The organism is Nocardioides dilutus (assembly GCF_054779555.1).
Genome location: NZ_BAAGYA010000001.1, coordinates 1,818,957 through 1,836,674 on the forward strand (window position 1 = coordinate 1,818,957; position 17,718 = coordinate 1,836,674).

The 17,718-nt window shown below is 72.6% G+C and carries 15 protein-coding genes; 11 read left to right on the forward strand and 4 right to left on the reverse strand.

The genetic code is table 11. From position 1 onward, the window contains the following. The first annotated feature begins 4 nt into the window (after nt 1–4). The 10 genes from ACYVC6_RS08880 (at nt 5) to ACYVC6_RS08925 (ending at nt 11,339) form a co-directional block, all read left to right on the forward strand. Nucleotides 5–2,848 (forward strand): Rne/Rng family ribonuclease, encoded by a 2,844-nt coding sequence (locus ACYVC6_RS08880; RefSeq protein ID WP_460713061.1) that lies wholly within the window; start codon nt 5–7, stop codon nt 2,846–2,848. A gap of 114 nt (nt 2,849–2,962) precedes the next feature. Continuing rightward, entirely contained in the window at nt 2,963–3,271 is a 309-nt protein-coding gene (gene rplU, locus ACYVC6_RS08885) for a 50S ribosomal protein L21 (protein ID WP_460713063.1), read from the forward strand. A gap of 45 nt (nt 3,272–3,316) precedes the next feature. Continuing rightward, nucleotides 3,317–3,577: a 50S ribosomal protein L27 gene (gene rpmA, locus ACYVC6_RS08890; protein ID WP_292672628.1), complete on the forward strand. Its 261-nt coding sequence runs from the start codon at nt 3,317–3,319 to the stop codon at nt 3,575–3,577. A gap of 108 nt (nt 3,578–3,685) precedes the next feature. Then, complete coding sequence (gene obgE / locus ACYVC6_RS08895; RefSeq protein WP_460713065.1) at nt 3,686–5,287, forward strand: GTPase ObgE; 1,602 nt, start codon at nt 3,686–3,688, stop codon at nt 5,285–5,287. Beyond that, the gene (proB, locus tag ACYVC6_RS08900) at nt 5,277–6,353 is read left to right on the forward strand and encodes a glutamate 5-kinase (protein ID WP_460713067.1); all 1,077 of its coding nucleotides are present in this window, start codon (nt 5,277–5,279) and stop codon (nt 6,351–6,353) included. Before obgE ends, proB begins: the two co-directional genes overlap by 11 nt. Then, nucleotides 6,350–7,339, forward strand: a complete 990-nt coding sequence (locus ACYVC6_RS08905) for an endonuclease/exonuclease/phosphatase family protein (protein WP_460713069.1) — start codon at nt 6,350–6,352, stop codon at nt 7,337–7,339. The genes proB and ACYVC6_RS08905 overlap by 4 nt, the downstream gene beginning before the upstream one ends. A gap of 29 nt (nt 7,340–7,368) precedes the next feature. Further along, a complete protein-coding gene (locus ACYVC6_RS08910) occupies nt 7,369–8,022 on the forward strand; it encodes a nucleotidyltransferase domain-containing protein (protein WP_460713071.1) in 654 nt (217 codons plus the stop codon). A gap of 7 nt (nt 8,023–8,029) precedes the next feature. Beyond that, complete coding sequence (locus tag ACYVC6_RS08915; protein WP_460713073.1) at nt 8,030–9,223, forward strand: cysteine desulfurase family protein; 1,194 nt, start codon at nt 8,030–8,032, stop codon at nt 9,221–9,223. Continuing rightward, nucleotides 9,220–10,344: a tRNA 2-thiouridine(34) synthase MnmA gene (gene mnmA / locus ACYVC6_RS08920; protein WP_460713075.1), complete on the forward strand. Its 1,125-nt coding sequence runs from the start codon at nt 9,220–9,222 to the stop codon at nt 10,342–10,344. Before ACYVC6_RS08915 ends, mnmA begins: the two co-directional genes overlap by 4 nt. Then, a complete protein-coding gene (locus tag ACYVC6_RS08925; protein WP_460713077.1) occupies nt 10,344–11,339 on the forward strand; it encodes a uroporphyrinogen decarboxylase/cobalamine-independent methonine synthase family protein in 996 nt (331 codons plus the stop codon). The genes mnmA and ACYVC6_RS08925 overlap by 1 nt, the downstream gene beginning before the upstream one ends. Nucleotides 11,340–11,410: 71 nt before the next feature. On the opposite strand, the gene ACYVC6_RS08930 is transcribed toward ACYVC6_RS08925, so the two are convergent. The 4 genes from ACYVC6_RS08930 to ACYVC6_RS08945 all read right to left on the reverse strand — a co-directional run bounded on the left by ACYVC6_RS08930 (nt 11,411) and on the right by ACYVC6_RS08945 (nt 15,504). After that, entirely contained in the window at nt 11,411–12,436 is a 1,026-nt protein-coding gene (locus ACYVC6_RS08930; protein WP_460713079.1) for a hypothetical protein, read from the reverse strand. A 159-nt stretch (nt 12,437–12,595) separates the two neighbouring features. Continuing rightward, the gene (locus ACYVC6_RS08935; protein WP_460713081.1) at nt 12,596–14,167 is read right to left on the reverse strand and encodes an MFS transporter; all 1,572 of its coding nucleotides are present in this window, start codon (nt 14,165–14,167) and stop codon (nt 12,596–12,598) included. Further along, nucleotides 14,164–14,775, reverse strand: coding sequence for a TetR/AcrR family transcriptional regulator (locus ACYVC6_RS08940; protein ID WP_460713083.1), 612 nt, complete (start codon nt 14,773–14,775; stop codon nt 14,164–14,166). The genes ACYVC6_RS08935 and ACYVC6_RS08940 overlap by 4 nt, the downstream gene beginning before the upstream one ends. A gap of 102 nt (nt 14,776–14,877) precedes the next feature. Beyond that, a complete protein-coding gene (locus tag ACYVC6_RS08945) occupies nt 14,878–15,504 on the reverse strand; it encodes an alpha/beta hydrolase (protein ID WP_460713085.1) in 627 nt (208 codons plus the stop codon). Between the two features lie 49 nt (nt 15,505–15,553). Between ACYVC6_RS08945 and ligA the strand changes: the two genes are divergently transcribed. Beyond that, nucleotides 15,554–17,698: an NAD-dependent DNA ligase LigA gene (gene ligA / locus ACYVC6_RS08950; protein ID WP_460713336.1), complete on the forward strand. Its 2,145-nt coding sequence runs from the start codon at nt 15,554–15,556 to the stop codon at nt 17,696–17,698. The last annotated feature ends 20 nt before the right edge of the window (nt 17,699–17,718 follow it).

Genomic DNA, 17,718 nt, shown 5'->3' on the forward strand with positions numbered 1-17,718 from the left:
ACACATGACCGACGACAACCCGGTCGAGGCCACTGCGGCCTCCGAGGCCCCCGCAGAGAAGCCCGCCAAGAAGGCTGCCGCCAAGAAGGCGCCGGCGAAGAAGGCCGCGGCGAAGAAGGCCGCCGCCAAGAAGGCGCCGGGGAAGAAGGCCGCAGCGAACACGGCCGCGGCCGACGAAGCCGTCCCCGACCTCGGTGTCGAGGAGGCGCCCGCCAAGAAGGCCGCGAAGAAGGCGCCGGCGAAGAAGGCCGCGAAGAAGGCCGCCGCCGAGGCGGCCAGCGATGCGGGCGACGCGACGGGCACCCTTCCGCTGTTCAAGGCGCCCACGACGGTCACGACGAGACCGGCGAGGAAGAGCGCGGCCAAGAAGGCCGCCGCGACCGAGCCCAGCGAGCCCAGCGAGCCCGGCGAGCCCGTCGAGCCCGTTGACGCGGAGTCGAAGCCGGCCAAGAAGGCCGCGAAGAGGGCGCCCGCCAGGAAGAAGGCTGCGGCGACCGACCCAGCAGCCGAGGCGCCGGCAGTGGAGGCCGACGACGAGCAGGCCGACGGTGGCGAGCCCGGAGAGGGCGGGGCGCGCCGCCGGCGACGTCGCGGTGGCCGGCGCCGTCGCAAGCCCGGCGACGGCGGGGGCGGTGCCGACCAGGGCGGCGACGACGCCGAGGAGAGCAGCGACAGCGCGGACTCCGACTCCGGCGACAGCGAGGCCAGCGAGCCCGGCTCGCGGCGCCGGCGTACGCGGGAGCGCAAGCCCCGGGCCGCCGAGGACCAGATCACCTCGCTGGCCGGGTCGACCCGGCTCGAGGCCAAGAAGCAGCGCCGCCGCGAGGGCCGTGAGGCCGGCCGCCGCCGGGCGCCGATCGTCAGCGAGGCCGAGTTCCTGGCTCGCCGCGAGTCCGTCGACCGGGTCATGGTCATCCGCCAGCGCGACGACCTGACCCAGATCGGGGTGCTCGAGGACAAGGTGCTCGTCGAGCACTACGTCGCCCGAGAGTCGCAGACCTCGCTGATCGGCAACGTCTACCTCGGCCGGGTCCAGAACGTCCTGCCCTCCATGGAGGCGGCGTTCATCGACATCGGTCGGGGCCGCAACGCGGTGCTCTACGCCGGCGAGGTCAACTGGTCGGCGCTCGGCCACAAGGAGGGCCAGCCCCGCAAGGTCGAGTCCGTGCTGTCCTCGGGCCAGTCCGTGCTCGTCCAGGTCACCAAGGACCCGATGGGCCACAAGGGCGCCCGGCTCACCAGCCAGATCTCCCTCGCGGGCCGCTTCCTGGTCTACGTGCCGGACGGCACCACCAGCGGCATCTCCCGCAAGCTGCCCGACACCGAGCGCAACCGGCTCAAGACCCTGCTCAAGGAGATCGTCCCCGACACCGCGGGCGTGATCGTGCGCACCGCCGCCGAGGGCGCCAGCGAGGAGGAGCTGACCCGCGACGTCGAGCGGCTCAAGGCCCGCTGGGAGGACATCGAGGCCAAGACCAAGGGCAACGCCCCGCAGCTGCTCTACGGCGAGCCCGACCTGACCCTCAAGGTCGTGCGGGACCTCTTCACCGAGGACTTCACCAAGCTCGTGATCCAAGGGCCCGACGCCTGGGAGACCGTGCAGAACTACGTCGCCCACGTCGCACCCGACCTCGAGGCGCGCCTGGAGCGCTACGACGTCCAGGAGCACGACGGCGTCGACCTGTTCTCGGCCTACCGCGTCGACGAGCAGATCGCCAAGGGCCTGGACCGCAAGGTCTGGCTGCCCTCGGGCGGCTCGCTGGTCATCGACCGGACCGAGGCGATGACCGTCGTCGACGTCAACACCGGGAAGTTCACCGGGTCGGGCGGCAACCTCGAGGAGACCGTCACCAAGAACAACCTCGAGGCCGCCGAGGAGGTCGTCCGCCAGCTCCGGCTGCGCGACATCGGCGGCATCATCGTCGTCGACTTCATCGACATGGTGCTCGAGTCCAACCGCGACCTGGTGCTCCGCCGGATGGTGGAGTGCCTGGGCCGGGACCGGACCCGTCACCAGGTCGCCGAGGTCACCTCGCTCGGCCTGGTCCAGATGACCCGCAAGCGGATCGGCACCGGCCTGCTCGAGGCCTTCAGCGAGACCTGTGAGCACTGCCAGGGCCGCGGTCTGGTGCTGCACGACATGCCGGTCGAGTCCAGGAAGTCCGACGACGACTCCCGCCGTGGCGGCGGAGGTGGCGGAGGTGGCGGCGGAGGTGCCGGCGGCCGCCGCGGCCGAGGTCGCGGTCGGGGTCAGGTCGAGGGCGGCGACAACGGCGCCACCAGCGGCAACGGCACCACACCCGCCGTGCCGTCCCCCAAGGACGTGGCCGCGATGGCCCGCGAGCATGCTCAGGACACCGACACCGAGACTCCGGTTGTGGAGCCCGTGGAGCCCGTGGAGCCCGTGGAGCCCGTCGAGACCCCCGCGGCCGACGCTGGGACCGAACCCCTGGTGGTCGAGCCTGTCGAGACCCCCGCGGCCGAGGCACCCGCCGAGCCGGAGCCCGAGCCTGTCGACACCCCCGCAGCCGAGGCACCCGCCGAGCCAGAGCCGGAGCCGGAGCCCGAGCCGGAGCCGGAGCCGGAGCCGGAGCCGGAGCCCGAGCCCGACACCCCACCGGCCCCACCGGCACCGCCGAAGGTGGTCACCCGGACCCGCCGACGTGGCGGCACCCGGCTGGCGGGCAACGCGACCGTGCCGGCTGACGTCCCGGCCAGTGCCGAGGCCGCGGTGATCGACGCGGCGCTCGGCGTGCCCCCGGAGGACGGGCTCGTCGAGCCCGGCACCGCTGAGGCCGAGCCGTCCGCCGCACACGTGCCGGTCAAGCGCAAGGGCCGCAAGCGCTGAGGACAGCCTTGCGCTTTTGCACCTGAGAGGGCCGATCCGTAGGATTGACCCTTGGTGCGCTCAGCGCCCCCGACTTCGTTTCATCATCTTTCCGCATCGACCAAGGAGACCGCGGTGTACGCGATCGTGCGCGCAGGCGCCAAGCAGCAGAAGGTTGCCGTGGGCGACGTCATCGAGATCGACACGATCTCGACCGAGGTCGGCAAGACGGTCGACCTCCCGGTCGTGCTGCTGGTCGACGGCGAGGACGTGACCAGCGACGTCAAGTTGCTCGGCAAGGCCTCCGTCACGGTCGAGGTCCTCGGCGCCACCAAGGGCCCCAAGATCGTGATCCAGAAGTTCAAGAACAAGACCGGCTACAAGAAGCGCCAGGGTCACCGCCAGAAGTACACCCAGGTCAAGGTCACCAAGATCTCCGCCTGAGCCCCGCTCAGACTCCCCGTCGACACCGCGCAGAAGGATTTCGTCATGGCACACAAGAAGGGCGCCGCGTCCACCAAGAACGGCCGCGACTCCAACTCCCAGCGCCTGGGCGTCAAGCGCTACGGCGGCCAGGTCGTCAACGCCGGCGAGATCATCGTCCGCCAGCGCGGCACCCACTTCCACCCCGGCAGCGGCGTCGGCCGCGGCGGTGACGACACCCTGTTCGCGCTCGTCGGCGGTGCCGTCGAGTTCGGCACGCGTCGTGGCCGCCGGGTCGTCAACATCGTCCCGGGTGACGACGCCTGACGTCGTACCTCTGACTCAAGCAAGGGCGTCCCGGTCTCGGGGCGCCTTTCTTGGTTTCGAGGCTCGTCGCTAGCGCTCCTCGCACCTCAACCACCGACAGGAACACCCATGGCCATCCCGACCTTCATCGACCAGGTGACGCTGCACGTCGCCGCAGGTCGCGGCGGGCACGGTGTGGCCTCGGTGCACCGCGAGAAGTTCAAGCCCCTCGGCGGCCCCGACGGCGGCAACGGCGGCCCCGGTGGGTCGGTGATCCTGCGGGTCGACCCGGACGTGACCACGCTCATCGACTACCACCACAGCCCCAAGCGCCGGGCCGAGAACGGCGGGCACGGCGCCGGCGGCCACCGCAACGGTGCGCACGCCGACGACCTGGTGCTGCCCGTCCCGGACGGCACCGTGGTCCGCGACCGCGTCTCCGGCGAGGTCCTCGCCGACCTGGTCGGACCCGGCACCGAGCTGGTCGTGGCCCAGGGCGGCCGTGGCGGTCTCGGCAACGCCGCGTTGGCGTCGTCCAAGCGCAAGGCGCCCGGCTTCGCGCTGCTGGGCGAGCCCGGAGACGAGCGGGAGATCCTGCTCGAGCTCAAGGTCGTCGCCGATGTCGGCCTGGTGGGCTTCCCCAGCGCCGGCAAGTCCAGCCTGATCGCCGCCATCTCGCGGGCCCGGCCCAAGATCGCGGACTACCCGTTCACCACGCTGGTGCCCAACCTCGGCGTGGTGAGCGCCGGAGACGTCACGTTCACGGTCGCGGACGTGCCGGGGCTGATCGAGGGCGCCAGCGAAGGGCGCGGTCTCGGCCACGAGTTCCTGCGGCACGTCGAGCGCTGCGCGGCGCTGGTGCACGTCGTGGACACCGCCACGATGGAGCCCGGTCGCAACCCCGTCGACGACCTCGACGTCATCGAGCGCGAGCTGGCCAACCACGGTGGCCTCGAGGACCGGCCCAGGCTGGTCGCGCTCAACAAGATCGACGTACCGGACGGGCGCGACCTCTCCGACATCGTCATCGACGACCTGCGCGAGCGCGGCCTGCGGGTCTTCCCCGTCTCGGCCGCCTCGGGTGAGGGGCTGCGCGAGCTGACCTTCGCGATGGCCGAGCTGGTCGCGGGCGCCCGGGCCGCCGCCCCCAAGGTCGAGGCCACCCGGATCGTGCTGCGGCCACCGAGCGCCGACGGGGGCGGCGACTTCACCGTCGTGCACACCGACGACGGCGGCTGGCGGGTGCGCGGTGACAAACCGGAGCGCTGGGTCCGCCAGACCGACTTCAGCAACGACGAGGCGGTCGGCTTCCTCGCCGACCGGCTCGACCGGCTCGGTGTCGAGGAGGAGCTGCTGCGGCTCGGCGCCCAGGAGGGCGACGCGGTCCTGATCGGCCGCGACGACAACTCCGTGGTCTTCGACTTCAAGCCCAGCGTCGCCGCCGGCGCGGAGATGCTCGGCCGCCGCGGGGAGGACCAGCGCTTCGAGGAGTCCCGTCCGGCCCGCCGGCGTCGTCGCGAGATCGACGAGGCGATGGACGAGCGCGAGGAGGGTGAGACCCGCGCCGACGTGGCCCGCCGGGTGCGCGAGGAGGAGCGGGCCGCCCGAGCGGAGCGAGCCTCGACATCGCAGCCGGCCGGCCCGACGTCGTACGAGATCGGCGGTTCGGACGACCCGGACGCCCTTCGCGTCGACCAGTGGGACATCAACGAGGTCTCGGATGAGGAGTGAGGTCACCCGGGCGAAGCGGGTGGTGGTCAAGGTCGGCTCGTCGTCGTTGACCACGGCCGAGGGCGGAATCGACCCGGCGCGGGTGCGCGTCCTGGCCGAGGTGCTGGCCGGCGCGCGGGCCCGGGGCGTCGAGGTCGTGCTGGTGTCCTCGGGTGCGATCGCCGCGGGCCTCGCGCCGCTGCGGATGAAGCGGCGGCCCAAGGCGCTGCCGGCCCAGCAGGCGGCCGCATCGGTCGGCCAGGGCCTGCTGGTGCACCGCTACACCGAGGAGCTCGCTCCCTACGGCGTCATCACCGGGCAGGTGCTGCTCACCCTGGACGACGTCACCCGCCGGTCCCACTACCGCAACGCCTACCAGACCTTCCACAAGCTGCTCGAGCTCGGCGTGCTGCCGATCGTCAACGAGAACGACACGGTGGCGACGACCGAGATCCGGTTCGGCGACAACGACCGGCTGGCGGCGCTGGTCGCGCACCTCGTGCACGCCGACCTGCTGGTCCTGCTCTCCGACGTCGACGGCCTCTACGACGGGGCGCCGGACGCCGAGGGCAGCGCGCTCGTCACCGACGTCCGCAGCCCCGAGGACCTCGCCCACGTGCGCGTCGGCAGGGCCGGCGCAGCAGGGGTCGGCACCGGTGGCATGGCGACCAAGCTGGAGGCCGCCCGGATCGCCACCGGCGCGGGCATCCCGGCTGTCCTGACCGCCGCCGAGCACGCGGGTGCGGCGCTGGCGGGCGAGCCGGTGGGCACGCTGTTCCACCCGACCGGCAAGCGCCGCCCGACCCGGTTGCTGTGGCTCGCTCACGCGACCGAGCCGCAGGGCACGCTGCTCCTCGACGACGGGGCGGTCCGCGCCGTCACCCAACGGCGCGCCTCGCTCCTCGCCGCCGGGGTCACCGGGCTGCACGGCACCTTCGGCGCCGGCGACCCGGTCGACATCGCCGGCCCGGACGGGGTGGCGGTGGCCCGGGGGCTGGTCAACTTCGACTCCGCCGAGCTGCCCAGGCTGCTGGGTCGCAGAGGCGAGCGGGAGGTCGTCCACCGCGACGCGCTGGTGCTTCTGTGAAGCGCCTGTTCTTCTGGCTTGTCGTGGCGGGTCTCGCGCTTCCGGCGGTCCCGCTCACCCTCAACCGGCTGGTGGACGCGGAGGCGGGCCCGGCCGTGCGGATGATGTCCTTCACGCCGCTCGCCACACCGTGGTACGCCGCCGACGTGCTGCTCGTCGGCATCGCGCTGGTCGCCGGCCGGGCCGGGCCCCGGCGGGTCGTGGCGCCGGTGCTGGCGGTGCTCGTGGCCGGCCTCGGGCTGCACCTGTGGTGGCTGGCGCCCCAGTTCGTGGGCGACAACCCGGCCCCGGCCGACGGAGCCGCCCCCCTGGTGGTGATGACCACGAACTTCTACGAAGGCGAGGCGGACGCCGCCGGGGCCCTCCGGGCGGCCGAGGCCCGCGACGTCGGGCTCCTCGTGGTCAACGAGATCACCTTCGCGACCCTGGCCCAGCTGGAGGAAGCGGGCATCGACGAGCTGCTGCCCCACCGGATCGGGGAACCCAACGGCGCTGTCGACGGGACCATGGTGTTCTCCCGCGAGCCGCTCGGCGAGCCCACCCGGCTGTCGACCATCTTCCAGTCCTGGCAGGTCACGGTGGGGGAGGGCGACGACGCGCTGACGCTGCTCGCCGTGCACCCCAGGGCGCCGGTCCCGCCCACGGGCGCCCCGACCTGGCTCGCCGAGCACGCCACCCTGCTCGCCGCGGCGGAGGAGTCGGGCGCCGACCTGGTCCTGGGCGACTTCAACGCCACCTCGGACCACGTCACGATGCGCGCCTGGCGCGACGCCGGCTACCGGGACACCCTCGAGCTCGTCAACGCCGGTTGGAGCCCGACCTGGCCGAGCAACGGCATCACGCCGGCGCCGGGGATCCACCCACCCGCGCTCATCCGGATCGACCACGTGCTCGTCGGCCCGGCCGTTGCCGTGACGGAGTCGTCGACCGTGGATCTGCCCGGGACCGACCACCGAGCGGTGGTTGCCACCGTCGCCCTGCGCTGATCCCATGATGCTGATGCCATGATCGGCCAGTGAGCGAGGTCTGGAGACTCCCCGAGGACCCGGACGATGCTGACTTCTACCGCTGGTACGGCGCCTGGCAGCCGCTCGACCCAGCCGGCGTGGCCGAGTTGATGTCCGGGTTCGACCGGCCGTGGTGGCTGGTCGGGGGCTGGTCGATCGAGGCGTTCACCGGCGTCCCGCGCGAGCACGAGGACGTGGACGTCTCGATCCTCGCCTGCGACGTGGCCGCGTTCCGCGCGCACCTGGGCCACGAATGGACCCCCTGGAGCAACGACGGCGGGACCTTCCGGCCGCTGAGTGACAGGTTCCCTGACGTCTTCCACGACGAGTGCCAGATCTGGCTGCGTCGGGATGCCGCGTCCCCCTGGGTGGTGGACGTGCCGATCACGCCAGACCGGGAGGGGTTGTGGGCGAGCAAGCGGTGGCCCGAGCACGTGGTGCCGCTGGAGGGCGCCACCTGGGTCGCGGATGACGGGCTCCGCTATCTCAACCCGGAGATCACCCTGCATTTCAAGGCGAGGCTGGCCCGCCCGAAGGACGAGCGTGACCTCGAGGTCACCTTGCCGCTGCTCTCGGCCGGCCAGCGGGACTGGCTCGCGGGAGCGCTGAACGCCACCGAGCCCGGGCATGTGTGGCTGCAGCACCTCGCGCCGTACGCTTGAGGACGCGATGCCGGGTTCCACTCACTACCTCGACCACGCCGCCACCACCCCGATGGTCCCGGCGGCGGTCGAGGCCATGGCACAGCACCTGCACTCGGTGGGCAACCCCAGCTCGCTGCACGCCTCCGGGCGCAACGCCCGCCGGGTCGTCGAGGAGTCCCGCGAGACCATCGCGCAGGCGCTCAACTGCCGCCCGGGGGAGGTCGTGTTCACCTCCGGGGGCACCGAGGCCGACAACCTCGCCCTCAAGGGCATCCACTGGGCACGCCAGGCAGCGGACCCGCGCCGCACCCGGATCCTGACCACTGCCGTCGAGCACCACGCGGTGCTGGACCCGCTGCTCTGGCTGGGCGAGACCGGTGCGGCCGCCGTCGAGCTGCTGCCCGTGGACAGCACCGGACGGCTAGAGACCGAGGCGCTCGCCGCCGCGATCGAGCGCGACCCGGAGTCGGTCTCGCTGGTCTCGGTCATGTGGGCCAACAACGAGGTCGGGACGCTGCAGCCCGTCGAGGACGCGGTCGCCCTGGCCCGCGCACACGGCATCCCGGTGCACACCGACGCGGTGCAGGCCGTGGGTGCGGTCCCGGTCGACTTCGCGGCGTGCGGCGTCGACGCCCTGACCCTCACCGGCCACAAGGTCGGCGGTCCCTACGGTGTCGGGGCGCTGCTCGTCGGCCGCGAGGTCGAGGTGACCGCGCTCGTGCACGGGGGCGGCCAGGAGCGGGACATCCGAAGCGGCACCATCGACGCGCCGGCGATCGCCGGCTTCGCCGCCGCGGTCGAGCTGGCCGTCAAGCACCAGGCCGAGCACGCCGCCCGCGTCGCCGCCCTGCGCGACGACCTGGTCCGGCGCGTCGTCGAGGTCGTGCCCGACGCGCACCTGCACGGCGGCCGGATGGCCCCGGTCGGCGTGCACCGGCTCCCCGGCAACGCCCACATCGGGTTCCCCGGCTGCGAGGGCGACTCGCTCCTCATGCTGCTCGACGCGCGCGGCATCGAGTGCTCCACGGGGTCCGCCTGCTCCGCGGGCGTCCCCCAGCCCTCCCACGTGCTGCTCGCGATGGGCTGCGACGACGACCAGGCCCGGCACTCGCTGCGCTTCACGCTCGGCCACTCCTCGACCCAGGCCGACGTCGACGCGGTCGTCGAGGCGATCGGCCCGGTCGTGGAGCGGGCGCGGACAGCGCGCAAGACCTCGTGAAGGTCATCGCCGCCATGTCCGGCGGCGTCGACTCGGCCGTCGCCGCGGCGCGGGCCCACGAGGCCGGCCACGACGTCACCGGCGTGCACCTCGCGCTCTCGCGCAACCCGGCGTCCTACCGCTCCGGCGCGCGCGGCTGCTGCACGATCGAGGACGCCAACGACGCCCGCCGGGCCGCCGACGTGATCGGCATCCCGTTCTACGTCTGGGACCTCTCCGAGCGCTTCCACCATGACGTCGTCGAGGACTTCATGGACGAGTACGCCGCCGGGCGCACGCCCAACCCCTGCCTGCGCTGCAACGAGCGGATCAAGTTCGCCGCCGTCCTCGACCGGGCCGTCGCGCTGGGCTACGACGCCGTGGCGACCGGTCACTACGCGCGGCTGCGGACCGGTCCTGAGTCACGGGGCGGGCTCGTCGAGATGCACCGGGCCGTCGACCAGGGCAAGGACCAGTCCTACGTCCTCGGGGTGCTGGACCAGGCCCAGCTTCGCCACTCCCTGTTCCCGCTCGGCGACTCGACCAAGGCCGAGGTCCGCGCCGAGGCGGCCGACCGGGGGCTGCTGGTGGCGGACAAGCCGGACAGCCACGACATCTGCTTCGTCGCCGACGGCGACAACGCCGGCTGGCTGCGCGAGAAGCTCGGCGACCGGGCGCCCAACCACGGCGGGCCGATCCTCGACGAGTCGACCGGCGAAGAGCTCGGCCGGCACGACGGCACCTACGCCTTCACCATCGGCCAGCGCAAGGGGCTGCGGATCGGCCGCCCGGCCCCGGACGGGAAGCCGCGGTTCGTCCTGGACATCGAGCCGGTCTCGGGGACGGTGCTGGTCGGCTCCCGCGACCGACTCGCGGTCGACGGGCTCAGTGCGATCCGGCCGCGCTGGTGCGGCGAAGCCCCCTCGCTGCTCGCCGGCCCGCACGTGACCGTGCAGCTCCGCGCGCACGGGGAGGAGCACCGGGCCGAGGTCTGCGTGGCCGGGGGCGTCGATGGTGACACGGTCGAGGTCGAGCTGATCGACCCGGCGTACGGCATCGCCCCCGGGCAGGCCGTGGTCGTCTACGACGGCAGCCGGGTGGTCGGCTCCGCCACCATCTCCGCGACGCGACGCGCGACCTGATGGCCCTCGCCACGGGCGTCGGCTCCCACCCCGGAGACGACCAGCACGACTACGACGAGGCGGTGCGGCTGGTCGTCGGCGAGCTGACCGACCTGGCGTACGTGCCCGAGGTGCCCGGCCGCGGCGCCGGCGCATCGATGACCGGGCGCGGGGTCGCCGCGCTGTCCGGACTCGGTGCCGACCTGCAACCTGCCGGGTGGCGGCTCACCGACGCACCGGGTGTGGACCACCGTCGGGCCCGCAGCCTGCTGGCGCAGGACCTGGACGGGTTCGAGGAGCAGGCGCAGGGGTTCACCGGCACCGTCAAGGTGCAGGTGGCCGGACCGTGGACGCTGGCGGCGACCGTGGAACGGCCCCGCGGCGACAAGGTCCTGGCGGACCACGGGGCGCGCCGCGACCTGGCCCAGGCCCTCGCCGAGGGGCTGCGCGACCACGTCGCCGACGTGCGCCGGCGTACGCCGCGCGCGACCCGCCTGGTCGTCCAGGTCGACGAGCCCGCGCTCGCCGCGGTCCTGGCGGCCGCCGTACCGACCGCCTCGGGGTTCGGCCGGCACCGCGCCGTCCATCCGCCCGAGGCGTCGCAGGCGCTCGAATGGGTGTTCGCGGCGGTCGCCGAGAGCGGCGCCGAACCGTGGCTGCACAGCTGTGCGGCCGGCACACCCCTCGACCTGGTGCGCGGAGCAGGTGCGCGCGGACTGTCGCTCGACCTCGCCCAGCTGTCGGCCCGCGACCACGACGACCTGGGGAGCGCCCTCGACGCGGGCGAGTCCGTGGCGCTGGGTGTGGTCGCGTCCACAGACCCGGCGGTGGTACCGACCGACGGTCAGGTGACCGAGTCGGTCGTGCGCTGGCTCGACATGCTCGGCCTGGACCCGGACGAGGTGGGCGACCGGCTGGTGCTCACGCCGTCGTGCGGCCTCGCCGGTGCGTCACCGGCCTGGGCGAAGCAGTCGCTGACGTTGCTGAGCACTGCGGCTGGCAACCTCGCGGGTTGAGGGGCGGTGGCCTGGCTTGCCCCCGGGCGGCGCGTCGAGACTCACGGAATGGTTCTCCGGTGGCGCCGGAGTCAGCCATTTGGTGTGTCTCGACGCCCAAGGCGGCGGCCGTCCCGTAGGTCGAGGATCGCATCCAGGCTGGGAGGCGCGGGGCCGAGCTTCCAGCGCTGACGCAGCAGCGCGGCGCGCTCTTCGGCCTCCTCCATCAGCCTCACGACCCGCTGTGGGTCGCGTAGATGCCGCGCCGTCACCTCCACGGCCTCGATCCCGACTCGACGGAAGGCCATCGCACGATCGAGGTCGCCGTCATGCTGGTCGGCCTCTCGGTGACCCCCGCCCGCGTACTCACCCGCAACGCTCCGCCGTGGGTCGAACAGGTCGGGCATGCCGACCAGTGCGCCGGTCTCCAGGTCGAGGATCGTGCGGTTGCACAGCGGTTCGGGCCAGCTGGCACGCTCGGTCCAGATCCTGCGGAGGTCGACCTCCGGCCGTGAGCGAGCACCCTCATGGGCGAGCGGCAGGATCCGGTCGAGGCGGCGTACGTCGCGGTACCAGTAACGCGCCCACCGGTACTTCTGCATGCGCCGGATGGAGGTGAGCTGCGCCCCGCACGTCATGTCGACCGCGACGACCCCGTCCCAGTCGTCAGGCTGTCGCCTGATCTCGTCGAACAGCGCGCGGTCGACGATCGCACACCTCATGCCGTGGAGGACGATGACCTCATCGTCAGGGATTCGGTCCTCGGTGAGCAGGATGCCCGGCCGGGGGCGACGGCGTTCGCCGTTGGCGGCGATGGGGACGGGCAGCTCGGTGCGGCCGTCGCGCGCGAGCCCGTCGAAGAAGCCCGCTCCGTGCAGCCGCAGCGCCGCCCACCCGGTCGCCACGGCGTGGGGGCCGGCCCAGGTGAGCGCCTCGAGGATCCGCTGCTCGACCGCGTTGCTGGTGTCGGCCGGCACGACCCAACCCGGTGCCGTGAACCGCCACCCGGGACCGCGCGCCTGGCCGCGCGTCGGTCCGGTCCTGCCCTCCGAGTCGATGCGCACCGGAAAGACCAGGTGCGTGGGAGGTGCTGCGTCGAGATCCCAACGATGGCTCATGCAGCCAGGTATGCCCGAGATCCGCAGGTGTCGGCGGGCGGTGGCGGCCGGTCTGTGGAGAACGTCGAGATGCACAGAATGGCTGTCCCGAACTGGTCAGGACAGCCATTCCGTGTGTCTCGACGCCCGGGGAGGGGGAGCCCGGGCGGGCCGGGAGGATCAGACCCCGACGTGCGCCCCCTCGGGGCCGTCGGTCGCCAGCTCCTCGTGCTTGACGTTGAGCAGCGTCCAGATGACCACCGAGGCCAGCAGCATCATCATCGAGCCGACCAGGAACGCGTTGGACGCCCCCTCGGTGAAGACCTGCAGCTGAACTGCGCGGTCGCCCATCGCAGCCCCGAGCTCCTGGCCGCGGTCGGTGGTGATCTGCGTGGCCGCGCTGCCCAGGATGGCCAGGCCCATGGCCCCGCCGACCTGCTGCATCGTGTTGAGGACACCGGACCCGATGCCGGAGTCGTCGGCCCGCAGGTGGTGGACGGCGGTCAGGGTCAGCGGCACGAACGTCGCACCCATGCCCAGCGACATCAGCAGGATGAACGGCAGCAGGTCGGTGACGTAGCTGCCCTCGACGGCCTGGACCGGAAGCGTCGTGTCGTAGGGCAGCCGCGAGAACCCGAACAGCCCGGCCGACGCCATCAGCGTGCCGACGCCGCCGACGATGCGCGGGTCGACCCGGTTGACCAGGCTGGAGCTCAGCCCGGCGGCGACCACGATGCCGACGCAGAAGGGCAGGAACGCGACGCCGGCCTCGATCGGGCTGTAGCCCATGACGTTCTGGATGTACTGGCTGAGGAAGTAGAACATCGCGAACATGGCGGCCGGGGCCAGGAACATCGCAGCGTAGCTGGCGGCCCGGGTGCGGTTGGTGAACACCCGGAACGGCAGCAGCGGGTCGGCCGTACGCCGCTCCACGAGCACGAAGACCACGAGGACGACGGCCCCGGCGATCAGGCTGGCCAGGGTCCACTGGTCGGTCCAGCCGTCGGCGCCGGCGCGGCTGAAGCCGTAGACCAGACCCAGCAGTCCGAGGGTGCCGAGGACGGCGCCCGGGAGGTCGAGGATGTGGTCGTGGGCCTCAGACTCGCGCAGGAACCGGGGCGCCAGCGCGGCGGCCGCGAGACCGATCGGCATGTTGATCAGCAGCGTGAGGCGCCAGCCCTCGATGTCGAACCCGGCGACGCCGTTGAGCCCGGTCAGCCAGCCGCCGAGCAGCAGGCCGACGGCCGCACCGGCGCCGGACATCGCGGCGTAGACCGCGAAGGCCCGGTTGCGGGCGGGGCCGGCGGGGAACGTCGTCGTGATCAGCGCGAGCGCCGCCGGCGAGGCCAGCGCGGCGCCCACGCCCTGGAGGCCCCGGGCCGCGAGCAGTGTGGCCTCGTTGGTGGCCAGACCACCCAGACCGGAGGCGACGGCGAAGACCGCCAGGCCGATCATGAAGATCCGGCGCCGCCCGAAGAGGTCGCCGAGCCGCCCGCCCAGGAGCAGCAGGCTGCCGAACGCCAGGGCGTAGCCGGTGACGACCCAGGTGAGGTTCTCGGGCGCGATGGACAGGTCGGACTGGATGTAGGGGAGCGCGATGTTCACGATGGTGCCGTCGAGCACCACCATGAGCTGCGCGACCGAGATGAGCACCAGGGCCCACCCGAGGTGGAGCGACTTGTCCGACGCGTCAGGCGAGGTCTCCTCGACCTCGAGGTCGGTCGGTGGGCCGCTGTGGGTCGTTTCTGTCATGCCTTCTTCTCCTGAGACTGGTGGGTGGCGGCGGGCAGGATGATCTGGTCGACCACCCGGGCGACGAGGTCCTCGGTGGGCTGCTCGCCCATGAGGAACACGCGGTGGAGCACGATCCCGGCGAGCGCCGGCTCGAGCAGACTGAGGTCGGCGTCGGGGCGCAGCTCGCCTCTCGCCTTGGCGCGCTCCCAGATCTGTCGGGAGGCGGCGATCTTGGGGCCGATGATCTCGGTCCGGAACGCGTGGGCGAACTCCGGATCACGGCCGACGGCGGTGATGACGCTGGCCATCATGCCGACCGCCTGGCTGTCGGTCACGCCCCCCAGGCCACAGAACATCTGCAGCAGGTCCTCGCGCAGAGACCCGGTGTCGGGGACGACCGGGGCCGGCTTGGTGGTGAGGAGCGCATCGATGACAAGCCGCAGCTTGGAGTTCCACCGGCGGTAGAGCGTGGCCTTGGACGCCCGGGCACGAAGCGCGACGGCATCCATCGTGAGCCGGTCGTAGCCGACGTCCTGGAGCACCTGGAGCGTGGCCTCGAGGATCTCGGCCTCGCGCACGCCCTCGACGCGCGGCCGGCTGGCCGTGGTCTCGGTGGGCGGTGTCATGCGGTTCTCCCCGGCGGTGGACGGCTGTTACCTGAATGAAACGAAACGGTTTCGTTTCATCGCGAACACAGTACGACGCCGGGGCATTCCGCCCAAACCGAATTACCGGTGGCGGTCTGGACCAGTGACCAGCCGGAGCGACTCCCGGGTCGCGAACTCGTTCCACCGGCCCACCCGGGTGAGCAGGTAGTGGCCCGCCCGGCCCATGTCCTCCAAGGTGGCGTCCGCACCTGCGGCGCCCGCCCGTTCGACGTACGCCGCGGTCGCCCGGTAGGACGTGATCCGGTCGCGGCGGCCGTGCGCGGCCCGCAGCGACCGCCCGACCAGGCCGTCGACGGGCTCGCCGGCCGGGAACCACGGGGCGAGCGCGACGACGCCCCGCACCGCCGGGTCGCCGGCGACGTTGACGGCCGTCCGGCCGCCCATCGAGTGGCCGAGCAGCGCGACCGGGACGTCGCCGAGCTCGCGGCGTACCTCGCCCAGCGCCCAGCGGGCGTCGTCCACCGGCGCACCGCCGTTCCACCCCCGCACCCGGTAGCGCAGCAGCCACGTGCTGGCGCCGGCCTGCCGGGCGGCGGGTGCCACGGCGCGCTGGAGCGCGGCCATCCGGAGCCAGGAGGTGCTGCGGCGGTCGACGGGCTCGGTGGAACGCTCCTTGCCGCCGTGCAGCAGGAGGATCACGGCCCGCGGTGCGGGCGCGTCGGATCGGGTGAGCAGAGGACCGGCCACGATGTCGATTCGTACCAGGGCGACCCCAGGGATGGGTGCCGGCCGGGTCATGCCTGGCGGTCGGCCGGGTGTCGGTGCGCACGGGCAGAATGAGCCCGTGAGCGACCCTGCCAGCGACCTCAGCCAGGCGACTCCGGAGGCCCGCGAGGAGCACCAGCGGCTCAGCGAGGAGATCGAGGAGGCGCGCTGGCGCTACTACGTCCTCGACGACCCGACGCTGTCCGACGCGGACTTCGACCAGCGGCTGCGCCGGCTCGAGGCGCTCGAGGACGAGTTCCCCGAGCTGCGTACGCCGGACTCGCCGACCCAGAAGGTCGGCGGCGCCGTGTCGACGGAGTTCACCGCGGTCCAGCACCTGCAGCGGATGGAGAGCCTGGACAACGCGTTCTCCTACGAGGAGCTCGCGGCCTGGCACGCCCGGCTGGCCCGCGAGGGGATCGACAAGGCCGATCTGCTGTGCGAGCTCAAGGTCGACGGGCTCGCGATCAACCTCCTCTACGAGCAAGGCCGGCTGGTCCGCGCCCTGACCCGCGGCGACGGCACCACGGGTGAGGACGTCACCCCCAACGTCAAGACGATCTCATCCATCCCGCACCGGCTGACCGGCACCGACGACTACCCCGTCCCGGGGCTGCTCGAGGTCCGCGGCGAGGTCTTCCTCCCGGTCGAGGCGTTCAACAAGCTCAACGAGTCGCTCGCCGACGCCGGCAAGCCGATGTTCGCCAACCCGCGCAACTCCGCGGCCGGTTCGCTGCGCCAGAAGGACCCGCGGGTGACCGCCACGCGCGCGCTCGGCATGGTCTGCCACGGGATCGGCAAGCGCGAGGGCTTCGAGCCGACCGCGCAGTCCCAGGCCTACGCCGCGCTGAAGGCCTGGGGTCTCCCGACGTCCGAGCACGTCAAGGTGCTGCCCTCCCTGGAGGCGGTGCAGGCCTACATCGAGGACGCGGGCGAACGACGGCACTCCATCGCGCCCTACGAGATCGACGGCGTGGTGATCAAGGTCGACGACGTCTCCCTCCAGCGCCGGCTCGGCTCGACCAGCCGGGCGCCGCGCTGGGCGATCGCGTTCAAGTACCCGCCCGAGGAGGTCAACGCCAAGCTCCTCGAGATCCGCGTCAACGTGGGGCGCACCGGCCGGGTGACGCCCTACGGCGTGATGGAGCCGACCCTGGTGGCCGGCTCGACGGTCGAGAACGCGACGCTCCACAACGCCCACGAGGTCAAGCGCAAGGACGTCCGCCCCGGCGACACGGTGATCCTGCGCAAGGCCGGTGACGTGATCCCCGAGATCCTCGGCCCGGTGCTGCCGCTGCGGCCCGAGGGCCTCGCCGAGTGGGTGATGCCGACCGAGTGCCCCTCCTGTGGCACTCCGCTCGCCGAGCAGAAGGAGGGCGACAAGGACCTCCGCTGCCCCAACCACCAGTTCTGCCCGGCCCAGGTGCGCGAGCGGGTGTTCCACGTCGCCGGGCGTGGTGCCTTCGACATCGAGGGTCTCGGCTACGAGGCGGCGGCCGCGCTGCTGGAGGCCAAGGTCATCGCCGACGAGGGCGACCTGTTCGCGCTCACCGAGGACCAGCTCAAGCAGGCACCCCTCTTCACCCGCGCACCCAGGAAGGACGAGGAGGGACCTCAGCTCTCCGCCAACGGCGAACGGCTGCTGGCCAACCTCGGTTCGGCCAAGCAGCGACCGCTCTGGCGGGTCCTGGTCGCGCTGTCGATCCGCCACGTGGGCCCGACCGCCGCTCGGGCGCTGGCCCAGGAGTTCGGGTCGATGGCCGCCATCCGGGGTGCCTCCCACGAGGCGCTCGCCGCCGCTGAGGGCGTCGGCCCGACCATCGCTGACGCGGTGATCGAGTGGTTCCAGGAGCCGTGGCACGTCGAGATCGTCGACAAGTGGGAGCGCGACGGCGTCTCGATGGAGGACGAGCGCGACGAGTCCGTCGCGCGCACCCTCGAGGGCCTGACCGTCGTGGTCACCGGCTCGCTGGTCGACTTCAGCCGCGACTCCGCCAAGGAGGCGATCCTGGCCCGGGGAGGCAAGGCCGCCGGGTCGGTCTCCAAGAAGACCGACTACGTCGTCGTGGGCGACAACGCCGGCTCCAAGGCCGACAAGGCCGAACAGCTCGGCGTGCCGATCCTGGACGAGGACAGGTTCAAGGTGCTTCTGGAGCGCGGTCCCTCGGCGATCTGACCCGCGTGGCTGCCGCGGCG